This is a genomic window from Pseudomonas sp. FBCC-B1565 (assembly GCF_059133265.1).
Genome location: NZ_CP101438.1, coordinates 1,273,174 through 1,287,432 on the forward strand (window position 1 = coordinate 1,273,174; position 14,259 = coordinate 1,287,432).

Consider the following 14,259-nt stretch of genomic DNA (forward strand, 5'->3'; position numbering starts at 1 on the left):
GCATTTCAATCTGGATGTCAGGCCAATTCAGGGGCGCTAGCGTACGCCTGTTCGAGCAACACGGTGAAGCGCACAAACGCGTCGATTGCGCCTTTTTCCACGGCGGCTTCTTCTTCGGCGCTGAATTCCAGGGCGTCGAGGGTGCGGGTGAAGCTTTTCCAGCCCTCGGCACGACCACCCGCCGGCTCACCCAGGTGGCGAGCGCCGAAGGTTTCGCTCAGGCCCAGGCCTACGGCGCGCTTGATCAGGAACGCAGCGCCCAGCTTGGAGCCTTCGGACACGAACAGCCAGCCTAGGGCTTCGGCCTTGCTCGGGTTTTTCACTGCGCCGGCAACCGGTGCAGGTACGTCGGTGTCGAGGTCGCCCAAGTCAAGTTTGGCGGCTTCGGCACGGCAACGCTCGGCCAGGTCCGGCACGATCTTGATCAGTTCGGCATCGTTGTACAGGGCTACCAGTTCCGATTGGAACAGGTACTGCGCCACCACGAAACGGGCGAAGTTGGCCTGGGTTTCAAACGGGGCGTGGGCCTTGACCAGTGCGTCCAGCTTGGTGTGCGGCTCGTTGGTGATCTGGTTCAGGCGTTGGGAGCGCAGGCTTGCGCGTTCTGCGGTAGGGGAAGCGGTCATGAAAAAGTCCTTGAGAAGGGATACGCCTTAGTGCCCGAAAGAGAGCTGTTATCAACTAGACGAACAAGAAGACGCGGCACAGTAAAAAATCCTCACCCCGTCGATGAAATTTCGACGAGGTGAGTAGGGCGTTGCTAGATGTCCCAGATCACGTTGATCGCAAAGTTGCGGCCGGGCTGGGTCAGGCGGTCGAGGTTGGCCGGGCCGGTCACAGCGGCTTCACCGACGCTGTCGTAGCTGCGCACGTCATCCCAGTTCCAGTACTTCTTGTCGGTGAGGTTGTAGAGGCCGCCGTTGATGGTCACGTCCTGAGTGACTTTGTAGAAGGCCGTCAGGTCGACCACACCGAAGCCAGGGGTCTTGAAGGGGCCGCTGGTGTCGCCGTCCGGCGCGTGGAAGGTCGTGCTGTCGACGCGATCCTGCTTTTTCACCAAGGTCCAGCTCAACAGGCCACCGTAGTTGTCCTGGTCATAGCCCAGGCCGAAGACGCCCTTGAGCGGGTTGACGCTGTTCAACGGCTCGCCATTATCGTCGTTGCGGCCGTAGGCATAGGACACCGAGCCCTGGGTGTAGAGGCCTTGCGGCGCGCCGAAGGCATCCAGGTTCAGGCGGCCCTTGGCTTCGGCGCCCTTGATGGTGGCGCGCTTGATGTTGATGGCCTGGAACTGTTCAAGGCTGCCGCCGGCAACGGCATTGTCTTCGTCGATAAAGTCGCGGTATTTGTTGTAAAACACGGCGATCTCGAAGGAGCCTTCGTCGAACTTGCCGCGAATCCCGGTTTCGACGCCTTTGCTGGTTTCTGGCTTGAGGTCGGGGTTCGGCTCGACGGTGTAGCCCAGGTTCAGGTTTTCAAAGCGGCCGTACAAGGCCTTGGCGGACGGCGTACGGAAACCTTCGGCGTATTGGCCGAACCAGGTGTATTGATCGGTCAGGGCGTAAGTCAGGCCAAACTTGGGCGTCACACGGTGCCAGGTTTTTTCCTTGTCGCTCACCGGGTCCGCGCCTGTCGGGTTGACGGTGTTGAGGAACTCCTGGGTCAGCTTGGGTTTGAGCTGGGTGTAGTCGTAGCGCACGGCGGGCAGGAAGGTCCACTTGTCCCAGGTGATCTGGTCCTGTGCGAACAGCGAATACGTGTTGATGGTCGGATCGGGGAAGTCGCTGGACTTCTTCACACTGTCGCTGGCAATCGGGCTGGGCGCGCCGATGGCGGTGCAACCACTGCCGACGGCCACGCAGGTCGCGTTGCCCTCGCGCGAACCGGTGACTTTCTGCTGCTTGAGGGTGGTGCCGTAGGTCACTTGGTGGTCGGTTTCACCGAGGCTGAATGCTTTGTCCAACTGGGCGTCGAAGATCCACTGTTTTTCCTGGTAGAGCGTGTCGCGGGTGCGCAAGACACGACGGCCTGACTGATAGATCTCGGCGGTGGTCTGGTCGGTCTTGGCGATCTGGTAGTTGAGGCTGGTCTTGATGCGGTCGGCAATCGGTGACTCGAGGGCAAAGCTGTTTTCCAGGCCGAAACGTTCACGGGTAATGGTGTCGTTGCCACGACGATCACGGTAGAGGTTAAAGCCTCGGCCGCCGATGAACGGGCCGCCTACGGCGTTCTTCAGGTTGACGTCGCGATCATCTTTGTACTTCTCATAGGTCAGGCCCAGGCGGTTGTCATCGCCATAGTTCCAGCCGAGCTTGGCCAGGATGTTGGTGGTGCGCGCGTCCTCGGGGTTGGCGCCGGTGCGGGCCAGGCCGGTGGCGTTGTTGCCGTCGTAGGATTCGGTCTCGTGGCCATTGCGCTGGCTAAGGTGCAGCAGGCCATCGAAGTCCTGTACGCGGCCGGCGACGGTGCCGGAGGTCAGCCAGCTTTCGTCGGCGGAGCTGTAGCCGGTCTTGAGGCGGGCGCCGGAATCCTGGCCGGGCTTGATGATGTCGTCCGGGTCGAGGGTGAAGTAGCTCACGGCACCACCGATGGCGCTGCTGCCATACAGGGCGGAGGCTGGGCCGCGCAGGATCTCGACACGCTTGACGATTTCCGGGTCGACGTAGTTGCGGCGGGTCTTGGCGTAGGGGCCGTTGAAGAAGTTGTCCGGCACTTCCACGCCGTCCACCTGGGTGAGGATGCGGTCGCCGTCGATACCGCGGATGTTGAAGCCGGCGTTACCGGAGCGGGTGCCCGCGCCGCCGACCGAGACACCGGGCTCGTAGCGCACCAGTTCGCGGATGTTGTTGACGTTCTGGCGGTCCAGTTCTTCGCGATCCTGCACGCTGACGGTGCTCGGTACGCTGTTTACATCCTGCTCGTTGCGGGTGGCGCTGATGGTCACCTGTTGCAGGTTGAGGGTGCTGCCCGCCGTGCGCTTTTCGAGAACAATGTTGTTGCTGCTCAGCTTGCGGTAGCTCAGGTTGGTCCCCACCAACAGCCGGTCCAGGGCCTTTTCCGGCGGCAACGGGCCACGTACGCCAGGGGACGACACACCCTGGGCCAGTTCCGCCGGCAGGCCGACTTGCCAGCCGGTCACGGCGGTAAAAGCGTTGAGCGCGGAGACCAGCGATTGCTGCTCGATGCTGAAGTTGTAGTTGCCGTGGCTGCGTGGGGCAGGTTCGGCGGCGGTGGCGGTCATCATTGGCGCACCGGCCAGCAGGATGGCGGCCGTCAGCAAGGACAGGACGGGCGAAGAGGACCGGCGGTTGAAACAAGAGGACATCGAGAGCGCTCCGGGGTACGAATCTTATAGTTGCGAACTGAATCAAATAGGAATCAGTTGCATTGGCTAAGACGAGACGTACCACTGCCGACTATCGAGTAAAAATAATTCTCATTTAGTTGAGGATCACCAGTGCCGGGTATTCCGACAGCTTGGCCGAGGTGATGTGGGCCAGGGAGCGCACCACGTCCAGCGGCTGGTCCAGGCGGTAATTGCCGGTGACGGCGACGCTGGCGAGTTGGTCGTTGGTGTTGACGATCCAGCCGGGGTAATAGCGGCGCAGTTCGGCAAGGACTTCGCTCATCGGGCAGTTTTCGAAGATCAGCCGACCTTGCACCCAGGCCAGGTCCTTGTTGGCGTCCAGTTTGGCGGGCGCACCGAAACCCTTGGGGCCGATACGGATGCTTTCACCGGCGCTCAGGCGCACGCGGGCATCGTCGAAGGTATTGCTCAGGTCGACATCACCACGCTGCACTTGCACCTGTGCTTCGCCATTGAGGTAGCGCACGGCGAAGGCTGTATCGCGCACGCTGGCACGTACGGGGCCGGCGTCGATTTCCAGGGGCAGGCCATGGTTGGGCTTGATTTCGAAAAACGCCTCGCCCTGGTACAGGCGGGCGATGCGCTGGTGGTCCTTGATGCTGCTGGAAAACGCCGAGTTGGTGTTGAGCAACACCTTTGAACCATCGTCCAGTTGCAGGCGCTGGCGTTCACCCACCACGGTGAGGTGATCGGCTTGCAGGCGCACCGGCAGGTTGCTGAAGCTGAACAGGCCGATCAGCAACACGGCGGCGGTGGCCAACGGTTTCCAATGGGGCTTGATCCGCCGCCAGGCGCTGGGCTTGCGCGGTGCTGCCAGGGCCACGGCGGCGCTGTGCACTGGCGCGCCACCCCAGGCAGCCTGGGCCTTGGCGAAGGCGTGGACGTGGGCGGGATCGCTGGCCAGCCAGGTTTCGAATTCGGCCTGCTGCCCGGGCTGCGGGCACTGCAAGGCGATCAGCCAGTCGAGGGCTTGGTCCATAGCCGTGTCTTGCAACACCTCATGAGCCAACTCATGGGGGCGCAGTTTGTTCGGGTCCGTCACGGTGTTCCTCGGGTCTTCGCCACGTTCTATTCAACTTTCCTACAGCTTGGGTCGACGTTTCTGTCGGGTGAAGCTTAAGGCCGATCCAGCCGTTCGGCCACACCTACACAGATGGCCATGATCAACTTCAGTTCCTTTTGCACGGTGCTCAAGGACACTTCCAGCTGATCGGCAATCTCCTGGTAACTGCAACCGTGCAGGCGGCTGAGGATGAATATCTGCTGCTGGCGGGCGCTCAACTGGCCCAGGCTGACGCTCAGGGCCTCAAGCATTTGCTCGGCCTGGGTGGCATCTTCGGGCGTGCTGATGGGGGCGGCGACACTTTGCAGGACGTCCAGCGGGACATCTTCCTGCAGCGTACGGGCCTGGATCCTGCGCGCACGCAGATGATCCAGCGCCAGGTTGCGCGCGGTCTGATAGACGAAGGGTTCAAGGTGATCGATCGGCCGCTCGCTCAGGGCCCGAGTGACGCGCAGGTAGGTTTCCTGCAACAGGTCCTCGGCGGTGCTGTGGTTATTCACCATCCGCTGCAAGGTGCGAAGCAGAACCACCCGTTGGGTGAGAAAGACGTGGTTGAAGCGAGATTGGCTCACAGTGCTACCAGACCGATTTGCAGTTAATGATAATGCTTATCATCAACCTAAATGGCAAGTGGCTATTTTCCTTATGCGCGACACAAACCAATGTGGGAGGGGGCTTGCCCCCGATGGCAGTGGATCAGTCATACATAAGTTGACTGGCCCACCGCTATCGGGGGCAAGCCCCCTCCCACACAAGCCCGCCGCAAAGCGGATTTATTCGGCGTTGCACAGCGCCAGGCAGTTATCCAGCATGCGGTTGGAGAAGCCCCACTCGTTATCGTACCAGGCCAGCACTTTCAGCAATTTACCGCTGACTTTGGTGTGATTGGCATCGAAGATCGACGACAGCGGATTGTGGTTGAAGTCACTGGAAACCAGCGGCAGGGTGTTGTAGCCGAGGATCTTCGAGTGCTGGCTTGCTTCTTTGAGCAGCGCGTTGACTTCTTGCGCCGTGGCTTCTTTCTTCAGTTGTACGGTGAGGTCCACCAGCGACACGTTGATCACTGGCACCCGCACCGCCATGCCGGTCAGCTTGCCCGCCAGTTCCGGCAGCACCAGGCCTACCGCTTCGGCGGCGCCGGTCTTGCTCGGGATCATGTTCTGGGTGGCCGAACGTGCGCGGTACGGGTCGGTGTGGTAGACGTCGGTCAGGTTCTGGTCATTGGTGTAGGCGTGGATGGTGGTCATCAGGCCGCTTTCGATACCCAGCTCGCGGTGCAGCACTTGAGCCACAGGCGCCAGGCAGTTGGTGGTGCACGAGGCGTTAGAGATGATCTGGTGGGATTGACGCAGAATGTCATGGTTGACGCCGTAGACCACGGTGGCGTCCGCGCCCTTGGCCGGTGCCGAGATGATCACCTTGCGTGCGCCGGCGGTAATATGGGCGGCAGCCTTGTCACGGTCGGTGAACAGGCCGGTGCATTCGAACACCACGTCGATCTTGTGCGCAGCCCAGGGCAGGTCGGCCGGGTTGCGAATGGCACTGACGGCAATCCGGTCACCATTGACGGTCAGGCTTTCCTGATCGTGGGCGACCTCTGCTTCGAAAGTGCCATGTACGGTGTCGTATTTGAGCAGGTGGGCATTGATCGAACTGTCGCCCAGATCATTGATGGCGACGATCTGCAAATCCTGGCGGTAGCCTTGGGTATACAGTGCGCGCAGGACATTACGGCCGATACGGCCAAAACCATTGATTGCGATACGAAGAGTCATTGGAAAGTGCCTGTCGTCGATTTGTTGTAAGAATTACAAGATTATTCGCATAAAAATAGAAAACAAGCCTTTTTAGTGGCAATATTTTGTTCAATCTACAACGAGTGACCTGAATCAACTGGTCCGATGATCCAAACGACTCCCTGCCATCCCATGCGCTGCGGGCGTTTGATCAGCATAGACACTCAGGTCGCCACATCCGTTAGCCTGGAGTTCTACACATGCATCCCCGCGTTCTTGAGGTCACCGAACGGCTTATCGCCCGCAGCCGCGCCACCCGCGAGGCTTACCTTGCGCTCATTCGCGGCGCAGCCAGCGACGGTCCGATGCGCGGCAAGCTGCAATGCGCCAACTTTGCCCACGGCGTGGCCGGTTGCGGCACTGAAGATAAAAATAGCCTGCGCATGATGAATGCCGCCAACGTGGCAATTGTTTCGTCATATAACGACATGCTCTCGGCGCACCAGCCGTACGAACATTTCCCTGAACAGATCAAGAAAGCACTGCGCGAAGTCGGCTCGGTCGGCCAGTTCGCCGGCGGCACGCCCGCGATGTGCGACGGCGTGACCCAGGGCGAGCCCGGCATGGAGCTGAGCCTGCTCAGCCGTGAAGTCATTGCCATGTCCACGGCGGTAGCGCTGTCCCACAACATGTTCGACGCGGCCTTGATGCTGGGCATCTGCGACAAGATCGTCCCCGGCCTGATGATGGGCGCGCTGCGCTACGGTCACCTGCCGATGATCTTCGTACCGGGCGGGCCGATGCCGTCGGGCATTTCCAACAAGCAGAAAGCCGATGTGCGCCAGCGCTACGCTGAAGGCAAGGCCACCCGCGAAGAGCTGCTGGAATCGGAGATGAAGTCCTATCACAGCCCCGGCACCTGCACCTTCTACGGCACCGCCAACACCAACCAGTTGTTGATGGAAGTGATGGGCCTGCACCTGCCGGGCGCCTCGTTCGTCAACCCGTACACACCGCTGCGTGACGCGCTGACCCGCGAAGCCGCGCACCAGGTCACGCGCCTGACCAAGGCCAACGGCAACTTCATGCCGATCGGCGAGATCGTCGACGAAAAGTCCATCGTCAACTCCATCATCGCGCTCAACGCCACCGGCGGCTCGACCAACCACACCCTGCACATGCCGGCCATCGCCATGTCGGCGGGCATCATCCTCACCTGGGACGACATGGCCGACCTTTCCGAGGTGGTGCCGACCCTGTCCCACGTGTATCCGAACGGCAAGGCCGACATCAACCACTTCCAGGCGGCGGGCGGCATGTCGTTCCTGATCCGCGAGCTACTCGAAGCCGGCCTGCTCCACGAAGACGTCAACACCGTGGCCGGCAAGGGCCTGAGCCGCTACACCCAGGAGCCGTTCCTGGTCGACGGTGAGCTGATCTGGCGCGACGGCCCGATCGAGAGCCTCGACGAAAGCATCCTGCGCCCCGTGGCCCGTGCGTTCTCGCCCGAGGGCGGCTTGCGCGTGATGGAGGGCAACCTGGGGCGTGGCGTGATGAAAGTCTCGGCCGTGGCCCTTGAACACCAGATTGTCGAAGCACCTGCCGTGGTGTTCCAGGATCAGCAGGACCTGGCCGACGCGTTCAAGGCCGGCCAGTTGGAAAAAGACTTCGTCGCGGTGATGCGCTTCCAGGGCCCGCGCTCCAATGGCATGCCCGAATTGCACAAGATGACGCCGTTCCTCGGTGTGTTGCAGGACCGTGGCTTCAAGGTCGCGCTGGTAACAGACGGGCGTATGTCGGGCGCGTCGGGTAAGATCCCCGCCGCGATTCACGTCAACCCCGAAGCCCAGAGCGGCGGACCACTGGCGCGGGTGCGCGATGGCGATATCATTCGCGTGGATGGCGTGAAGGGCACCCTGGAGCTTAAGGTGGACGCCGAAGAATTTGCAGCGCGCGCGCCTGCCACGGGCCTGTTGGGCAATAACGTGGGGGCCGGTCGCGAGCTGTTTGCATTTATGCGCTTGGCCGCAAGCTCCGCAGAGCAGGGCGCCAGCGCCTTTACCTGTGCCTTGGAGACGCTTAAGTGAAGCTTGCGCTGGTCGGTGACATCGGGGGCACCAATGCCCGTTTTGCGTTGTGGCGGGATCAGGAACTGCATTCGATCCGTGTGCATGCCACGGCGGATCACAAGAGTCCTGAAGAGGCGATCAAGGTCTACCTCAAAGAGGAAGGCCTGGAAATCGGGGACATCGGCGCGGTGTGTCTTTCTGTCGCTGGCCCGGTGAGCGGAGATGAATTTAAATTCACCAACAATCACTGGCGCCTGAGCAAGACTGCGTTTTGCAAGGCGTTGCAGGTGGACGAACTGCTGCTGGTCAATGACTTCTCGGCCATGGCCCTGGGCATGACCCGCCTCAAGCCCGACGAATTCCGCGTGGTCTGCGAAGGCACGCCGGAGCCGTTGCGGCCTGCGGTGGTGATCGGTCCGGGCACTGGCCTGGGTGTCGGTACATTGCTGGACTTGGGCGGTGGCCGCTTTGCGGCGCTGCCGGGGGAAGGCGGGCATGTCGACCTGCCGCTGAGCAGCCCACGGGAAACCCAACTGTGGCAGCACATCTACACCGAGATCGGGCATGTCAGCGCTGAAACCGCTTTGAGCGGTGGTGGGTTGCCACGTCTGTACCGGGCGATCTGTGCAGTCGACGGCCATGCGCCGGTACTGGAAACGCCCGAAGCCATCACGGCCGCCGGTCTGGCCGGTGACCCGGTGGCGATGGAGGTGTTGGACCAGTTCAGCATCTGGCTGGGCCGCGTCGCCGGTAACAATGTGCTGACCACCGGTGGACGCGGTGGTGTGTACATCGTGGGCGGGGTGATACCGAGGTTTGCCGACTTCTTTATCCACAGCGGTTTTGCCAGGAGCTTTGCTGACAAAGGCTGCATGAGCGACTACTTCAAGGGTATTCCGGTGTGGTTGGTGACCGCGCCGTATTCCGGGTTGACCGGGGCTGGCGTCGCGTTGGAACAGGCTTTTGCATAGGGACTGATGGCCCTATCGGGGGCAAGCCCCCTCCCACATTGGGAACGCATTCCAATGTGGGAGGGGGCTTGCCCCCGATGAGGCCATCAACAACACCCCATAACAACAAGGAGGACCCCGTGAGCGTAATCAGTAAATCGATCCTCCTGGTCGACGACGACCAGGAAATCCGCGAATTGCTGCAGACCTACCTCAGTCGCGCCGGTTTCCAGGTGCGTGGGGTGCCGGATGGCGCGGGGTTCCGCCAGGCGATGAACGAGGCGCCGTGCGACCTGGTCATCCTCGATGTGATGTTGCCGGACGAAGACGGTTTCAGCCTTTGCCGCTGGATCCGCCAGCACCCGCGCCAGGCGCAGGTGCCGATCATCATGCTCACCGCCAGTTCCGACGAGGCCGACCGTGTGATCGGCCTGGAGCTGGGCGCCGACGACTACATCGGCAAACCCTTCAGCCCTCGCGAGTTGCAAGCGCGGATCAAGGCCTTGTTGCGCCGTTGCCAGTTCGGCCAGGAGCGCAGCAGCGGCGGCGAAGTGCTGGTATTCGATGAGTGGCGGCTGGATATGATCAGCCACCGCCTGTTCCATGTGGACGGCGAAGAAGTCATCCTTTCCGGTGCCGACTTTGCCTTGCTCAAATTGTTTCTCGACCATCCGCAGCAGATTCTCGACCGTGACACCATCGGCAATGCTACCCGGGGTCGCGACCTGATGCCGTTGGATCGCATCGTCGACATGGCCGTCAGCCGCCTGCGCCAACGCCTGCGCGACACCGAAAAGCCCCCTCGTCTGATCCGCACCGTGCGGGGCAGTGGTTATCAACTGGCAGCCAGCGTGGTTGCCGGCAATGTCCACTGAACATTTGACCGAACACCGCCGGCGTTTCCCGGTGCCGCGTTCGCTGCTGGGGCGCATGCTGCTGCTGACGCTGCTGGCGGTGCTGTTCGCCCAGGCGCTGTCCAGCGTGATCTGGGTCTCGCAATTGCGCGCCACCCAGCTCGAAGGCCTGGTCACCAGCGCCCGCAGCCTGGCGCATTCGATGACCGCCAGCGTGAGTTATTTCCGCTCGTTGCCGGTGGCCTACCGCCCACTGGTGCTCGATCAACTGCGCAGCATGGGCGGCACGCGTTTCGTGGTGACCCTCAATGACCGCCCGCTGGACATGGCCATCCTGCCGCAGACCCCGCGTAAACAGGCGGTGCTTGAAGCGGTGGATGAGGTGCTGAAGCAGACCCTCGGCGCCGATGTGCATATGTCGGTGGAGTTCGTCAGCGCCGAAGACCTGCGCATCTTCAATGCCGGCCTGAAACTCGATGAGCTGCCGCGTTCCTGGGCTCACTACGCGCTGACCCTGGAACCGGTGAACCCGCCGGTGCTGGTCACCCAGATCCAGCTCGCCCCGGGCGAATGGTTGTATATCGCCTCGCTGTTGCCCGAGCCCTACACCAGCCTTGAAGAACAGGGCCTGCCGTCCCAGCAGGTGTGGTTTATCGTGCTGACCAGCGGTTTCCTGTTGCTGTTCATCGGCCTGCTGGTGCACTGGCAAAGCCGGCCGCTCAAGCGTTTGGCGCGGGCGGCGCGGGACATGTCCCTGGGCGCCGACGTGGAGCCGGTGGCCGAAGGCGGCGGCAGCGAAGTGGTGGAAGTGGGCCGTGCCTTCAACGCCATGCGTGAGCGCATCAGCCGCTACCTGACGGAGCGCAGCCAGTTGTTCAGTGCGATTTCCCACGACTTGCGCACACCGATCACCCGCCTGCGCCTGCGCGTGGAACTGCTGGAAGACGAAAACCTGCAAACCAAGTTCGGCCGCGACCTGGATGAACTGGAGTTGCTGGTGAAGGGCGCGCTGCAATGCGTGAAAGACACGGACATCCACGAAAACATCGAGCCGGTGGACCTCAACCATGTGCTCGAATGCCTGGTGGAGCCTTACGTGGCACCCAACGGCAACGGCCGGGTCACGCTGAACGGTGCAGCCCTGGCGGCGTATCCGGGCAAGCCGCTGGCGCTCAAACGTTGCATTGGCAACCTGATCGACAATGCCTTGAAGTACGGGCAGAACGCTCATCTGCACATCGAGGACGATGGCGCGGAGTTCGTCCTGCATGTGGACGACGAGGGGCCTGGCGTGCCGGAGCAGCGGTTGGAGCAAGTATTCGAGCCACACTTCCGCCTGGCGGGGCAGCAACAGGGTTACGGCTTGGGCCTGGGGATTGCGCGCAACATTGCGCACAGCCATGGCGGAGAAGTGAGTTTGCAGAATTTGCGTGAGGGTGGGTTACGGGTGACGTTGCAGCTGCCGCGCACCCTCGATTAAATGCTCTGGCGCAACCGGGCCAGGTCACGCAACGGCGGCGCGCCAAACAACCGGCTGTATTCCCGGCTGAATTGCGATGGGCTTTCATACCCCACCCGATACCCCGCCGCCGACGCTTCCAACCCTTCGGCAATCATCAAGCGCCGTGCCTCCTGCAAGCGCAACTGCTTCTGGTATTGCAACGGGCTCATGGCGGTGATCGCCTTGAAACGGTGGTGCAGGGTCGAGACGCTCAGGTTCACCTCCTTGGCGAGGTCATCGATGCGCAGCGGTTGTTCGTAGTTGCCGTTCAACCACTTGATCGCCTGGCTGACCCGATGGCTCTGACTGTTGGCCACGGCGATTTCATACAGCCGATAACCCTGCGGGCCGCGCAACAGGCGATAAAGAATCTCGCGGTTGATCAACGGCGCGAGCATGGCGATGTCTTTCGGCGTATCCAACAGGCGGGCCAATCGCAGTACGGCGTCCAGCAGTTGACCGTCGATGCGATCGACGTACATGCCGCGAGAAGTCGGGCGCGACGGCACGCCCATTGGGCCTGCTTCTGCGATCAGGGCTGTCAGTTGCGCCGGATCGATATTGATGCGCACCGAAAGGTTCGGGTCTTCCGGCGTGGCATCGATGATCCGCCCGGCCACCGGCATCGCCACCGAGAACACCAGGTAGTTGAGCGGGTCGTAGGCAAAGATCTCGTCGGCCAGGCGGACTTCCTTGCTGCCACTGGCCAGGATGCACAGGGCCGGTTCCACCAGCACCGGCATGAAGTCGCGCGGGGTGTTGTGGCGGTTCAGAAACAGAGTGGTGATGGCCGTACCGTAGGAGCCGTCCTCCCAGGTATGCCGGTGCACGATGCTGGCCAGTTCGGCGCGCTGTTTTTCCATCTCGGCGTCGAGGGGGATGGCTTTATGTTCGGGCGACGACATGGAACGTCCTCTAGGGGCTACTTCGATGGGTTCAGCTTAGCGGCGGCTTTTCAAACAGTGTTACGTCGATTCTGCACAATCCTTGCCTGATCCTGCGATACATCGTGAATCAGGCAATCGCGGCACCTGTCATCTCCCTGAAATAAGGCGTTGGGCCCTGGAATAAAACCGCTGTGCCGAACGTCCTCCCTACGCTTCTCGCAGGATTGTGCAATAAGCCGACAGGAATTGACTAACCGCGCGACTACCCGCGCCGTTATCTTTGATCCTGTGGCAACACGCCCTCACAGTGCTTGCCGAGCATCACTTCTCAACGGGAGAGTCGAACATGTCCACCCCCATTCCCGCGAGCCATATGGCCTTTATCCGCGCCCGCACCGGGTGCAGCACCGAACTCGGTGCACGCTTGAGCAGTTTGATCGAACCGGGCCGCCAGGCTCAGGGTTGCCTGCAATTCTCGTTGCAGCATTCCCAGGTCGATCCCGATGTATGGTTGATCTCCGGTTTCTGGAGCAGCGAACAGGCGATGAGCGCCTACTTCAATTCTCCAGCGCTGATGATCTTTACCGAGCTGTTGAACGACATGGTCGTGCGCAGCATGGACTTCCAGACCTTTACCGATGCATCCGCCGCACACGCCTACGGCGAGTACCTGCAACTCGCCGGCTGAAGGTCTAGAATGGCCGACTTTCCATTGGCCAGGACCTGCAACATGGCACGTAAACAATTTGCCCACCACGAAGCCGTATCCGCCGTAGTACCGGGTGAAGGGGGCTACAGCGCCGCCGTCGCCGTCAAGGCACTGGATGGCATGGGGGCCCCGCAGTTTCACAAAATTCTGGACGGACAGACGTTCAAGACGGCCGCCGATGCCGATGATGCAGCCACCGTGCAGCTTGAACGGCTGATCGGTGTGGATGAAGAGGGGCAGCTGACCTGGGCGAGCGCCGCCAACTGAGCAACGCCGACAATCCAATGTGGGAGGGGGCTTGCCCCCGATAGCAGTGTGTCAGTCAACAACGATGTTGGATGTGCCATTGCCATCGGGGGCAAGCCCCCTCCCACGTTTTATTGTGTTTCAGTCAAGGTTTGCCGGCGCCTGGGCGATACATCTTGAACAGGGCCTCCGGCCCCAGCTGGAAGTAATCCGCCGGTCCGCCACCGCGCAAGATCGGCTCGGCGGCGGCGGTGTCGTAGATGCCATCCTTGAGCAGCCACTTGGCAATATGCACCGCGACCACCTCACCGAGCACCAGCCAGCTCGGCACCAACTCTTTGTCGGCACGTTGCAGCTGGATGATCTGCGTCACCTTGCATTCGAACGACACCGGGCTCTCGCCCACCCGCGGTACACCAACGATCTTCGAGGCCACTGGGGTCAGCCCGGACAATTCGAATTCATTCACGTCCGGTGATACCGGGGCACAACTCTGGTTCATCTGCTCGGCCAACGGGCGGGTGGCCAGGTTCCACACAAACTCGCCGGTCTGCTCGATGTTGTTCAGGCTGTCTTTGCGCCCGACGCTGGAGAATCCAATGATCGGCGGAATGTAGTTGAACGCATTGAAAAAACTGTAGGGCGCCAGGTTCAGGCGGCCTTCGCGGTCGTGGGACGAAATCCAGCCGATCGGCCGTGGACCGACGATGGCATTGAACGGGTCATGGGGCAGGCCGTGGCCGTTGGCGGGTTCGTAGAAGTGGATATCGTCGGGCATGGCCGGGGTTCCTGCAGTGGTCGTCGATGAAGTGGCCATACTATGGAATTTTCATTCATCGCCCACCTATTTTTCACAGCTCCACCGTCAGTCTGCGCC

General features: G+C 61.5%; 13 protein-coding genes. 6 read left to right on the top strand and 7 right to left on the bottom strand.

The window, feature by feature from the left end:
* Positions 1–17 precede the first annotated feature (17 nt).
* The 5 genes from NL123_RS06035 to gap all read right to left on the bottom strand — a co-directional run bounded on the left by NL123_RS06035 (position 18) and on the right by gap (position 6,205).
* A complete protein-coding gene (locus tag NL123_RS06035) occupies positions 18–626 on the bottom strand; it encodes a biliverdin-producing heme oxygenase (RefSeq protein WP_248484095.1) in 609 nt (202 codons plus the stop codon).
* Between the two features lie 134 nt (positions 627–760).
* Entirely contained in the window at positions 761–3,325 is a 2,565-nt protein-coding gene (locus tag NL123_RS06040; RefSeq protein WP_494357405.1) for a TonB-dependent receptor, read from the bottom strand.
* A gap of 115 nt (positions 3,326–3,440) precedes the next feature.
* Positions 3,441–4,409: a FecR family protein gene (locus NL123_RS06045; RefSeq protein WP_494357406.1), complete on the bottom strand. Its 969-nt coding sequence runs from the start codon at positions 4,407–4,409 to the stop codon at positions 3,441–3,443.
* A 74-nt stretch (positions 4,410–4,483) separates the two neighbouring features.
* Positions 4,484–5,002, bottom strand: a complete 519-nt coding sequence (locus NL123_RS06050; RefSeq protein WP_033898538.1) for an RNA polymerase sigma factor — start codon at positions 5,000–5,002, stop codon at positions 4,484–4,486.
* A 201-nt stretch (positions 5,003–5,203) separates the two neighbouring features.
* Entirely contained in the window at positions 5,204–6,205 is a 1,002-nt protein-coding gene (gene gap / locus NL123_RS06055; RefSeq protein WP_058426789.1) for a type I glyceraldehyde-3-phosphate dehydrogenase, read from the bottom strand.
* A gap of 221 nt (positions 6,206–6,426) precedes the next feature.
* Here gap and edd point away from each other — a divergent pair, with 221 nt between their 5' ends.
* The 4 genes from edd (at position 6,427) to NL123_RS06075 (ending at position 11,519) form a co-directional block, all read left to right on the top strand.
* Positions 6,427–8,253, top strand: coding sequence for a phosphogluconate dehydratase (gene edd / locus NL123_RS06060; RefSeq protein ID WP_248484089.1), 1,827 nt, complete (start codon positions 6,427–6,429; stop codon positions 8,251–8,253).
* On the top strand, positions 8,250–9,206 hold the full coding sequence (locus NL123_RS06065) for a glucokinase (RefSeq protein WP_071496500.1): 957 nt from the start codon (positions 8,250–8,252) through the stop codon (positions 9,204–9,206). Before edd ends, NL123_RS06065 begins: the two co-directional genes overlap by 4 nt.
* Before the next feature lie 77 nt (positions 9,207–9,283).
* The gene (locus NL123_RS06070) at positions 9,284–10,060 is read left to right on the top strand and encodes a response regulator (RefSeq protein WP_494357407.1); all 777 of its coding nucleotides are present in this window, start codon (positions 9,284–9,286) and stop codon (positions 10,058–10,060) included.
* A gap of 31 nt (positions 10,061–10,091) precedes the next feature.
* Positions 10,092–11,519: an ATP-binding protein gene (locus tag NL123_RS06075; protein ID WP_494358282.1), complete on the top strand. Its 1,428-nt coding sequence runs from the start codon at positions 10,092–10,094 to the stop codon at positions 11,517–11,519.
* On the opposite strand, the gene NL123_RS06080 is transcribed toward NL123_RS06075, so the two are convergent.
* Positions 11,516–12,445: an AraC family transcriptional regulator gene (locus NL123_RS06080; RefSeq protein WP_071496502.1), complete on the bottom strand. Its 930-nt coding sequence runs from the start codon at positions 12,443–12,445 to the stop codon at positions 11,516–11,518. The genes NL123_RS06075 and NL123_RS06080 overlap by 4 nt on opposite strands.
* A 328-nt stretch (positions 12,446–12,773) precedes the next feature.
* Between NL123_RS06080 and NL123_RS06085 the strand changes: the two genes are divergently transcribed.
* Positions 12,774–13,115 (top strand): antibiotic biosynthesis monooxygenase family protein, encoded by a 342-nt coding sequence (locus tag NL123_RS06085; RefSeq protein WP_010208042.1) that lies wholly within the window; start codon positions 12,774–12,776, stop codon positions 13,113–13,115.
* Positions 13,116–13,157: 42 nt separating this feature from the next.
* Entirely contained in the window at positions 13,158–13,403 is a 246-nt protein-coding gene (locus NL123_RS06090) for a hypothetical protein (RefSeq protein WP_071496503.1), read from the top strand.
* Positions 13,404–13,527: 124 nt separating this feature from the next.
* On the opposite strand, the gene NL123_RS06095 is transcribed toward NL123_RS06090, so the two are convergent.
* Positions 13,528–14,160 (bottom strand): flavin reductase family protein, encoded by a 633-nt coding sequence (locus tag NL123_RS06095; protein ID WP_494357408.1) that lies wholly within the window; start codon positions 14,158–14,160, stop codon positions 13,528–13,530.
* Between the last annotated feature and the right edge of the window lie 99 nt (positions 14,161–14,259).

Bases quoted from the DNA above. Each gene is read 5' to 3' on its own strand.
- NL123_RS06035 (WP_248484095.1), bottom strand. From the start codon at position 626: ATGACCGCTTCCCCTACCGCAGAACGCGCAAGCCTGCGCTCCCAACGC.
- NL123_RS06040 (WP_494357405.1), bottom strand. From the start codon at position 3,325: ATGTCCTCTTGTTTCAACCGCCGGTCCTCTTCGCCCGTCCTGTCCTTG.
- gap (WP_058426789.1), bottom strand. From the start codon at position 6,205: ATGACTCTTCGTATCGCAATCAATGGTTTTGGCCGTATCGGCCGTAAT.
- edd (WP_248484089.1), top strand. From the start codon at position 6,427: ATGCATCCCCGCGTTCTTGAGGTCACCGAACGGCTTATCGCCCGCAGC.
- NL123_RS06070 (WP_494357407.1), top strand. From the start codon at position 9,284: ATGAGGCCATCAACAACACCCCATAACAACAAGGAGGACCCCGTGAGC.
- NL123_RS06080 (WP_071496502.1), bottom strand. From the start codon at position 12,445: ATGTCGTCGCCCGAACATAAAGCCATCCCCCTCGACGCCGAGATGGAA.
- NL123_RS06085 (WP_010208042.1), top strand. From the start codon at position 12,774: ATGTCCACCCCCATTCCCGCGAGCCATATGGCCTTTATCCGCGCCCGC.
- NL123_RS06090 (WP_071496503.1), top strand. From the start codon at position 13,158: ATGGCACGTAAACAATTTGCCCACCACGAAGCCGTATCCGCCGTAGTA.
- NL123_RS06095 (WP_494357408.1), bottom strand. From the start codon at position 14,160: ATGCCCGACGATATCCACTTCTACGAACCCGCCAACGGCCACGGCCTG.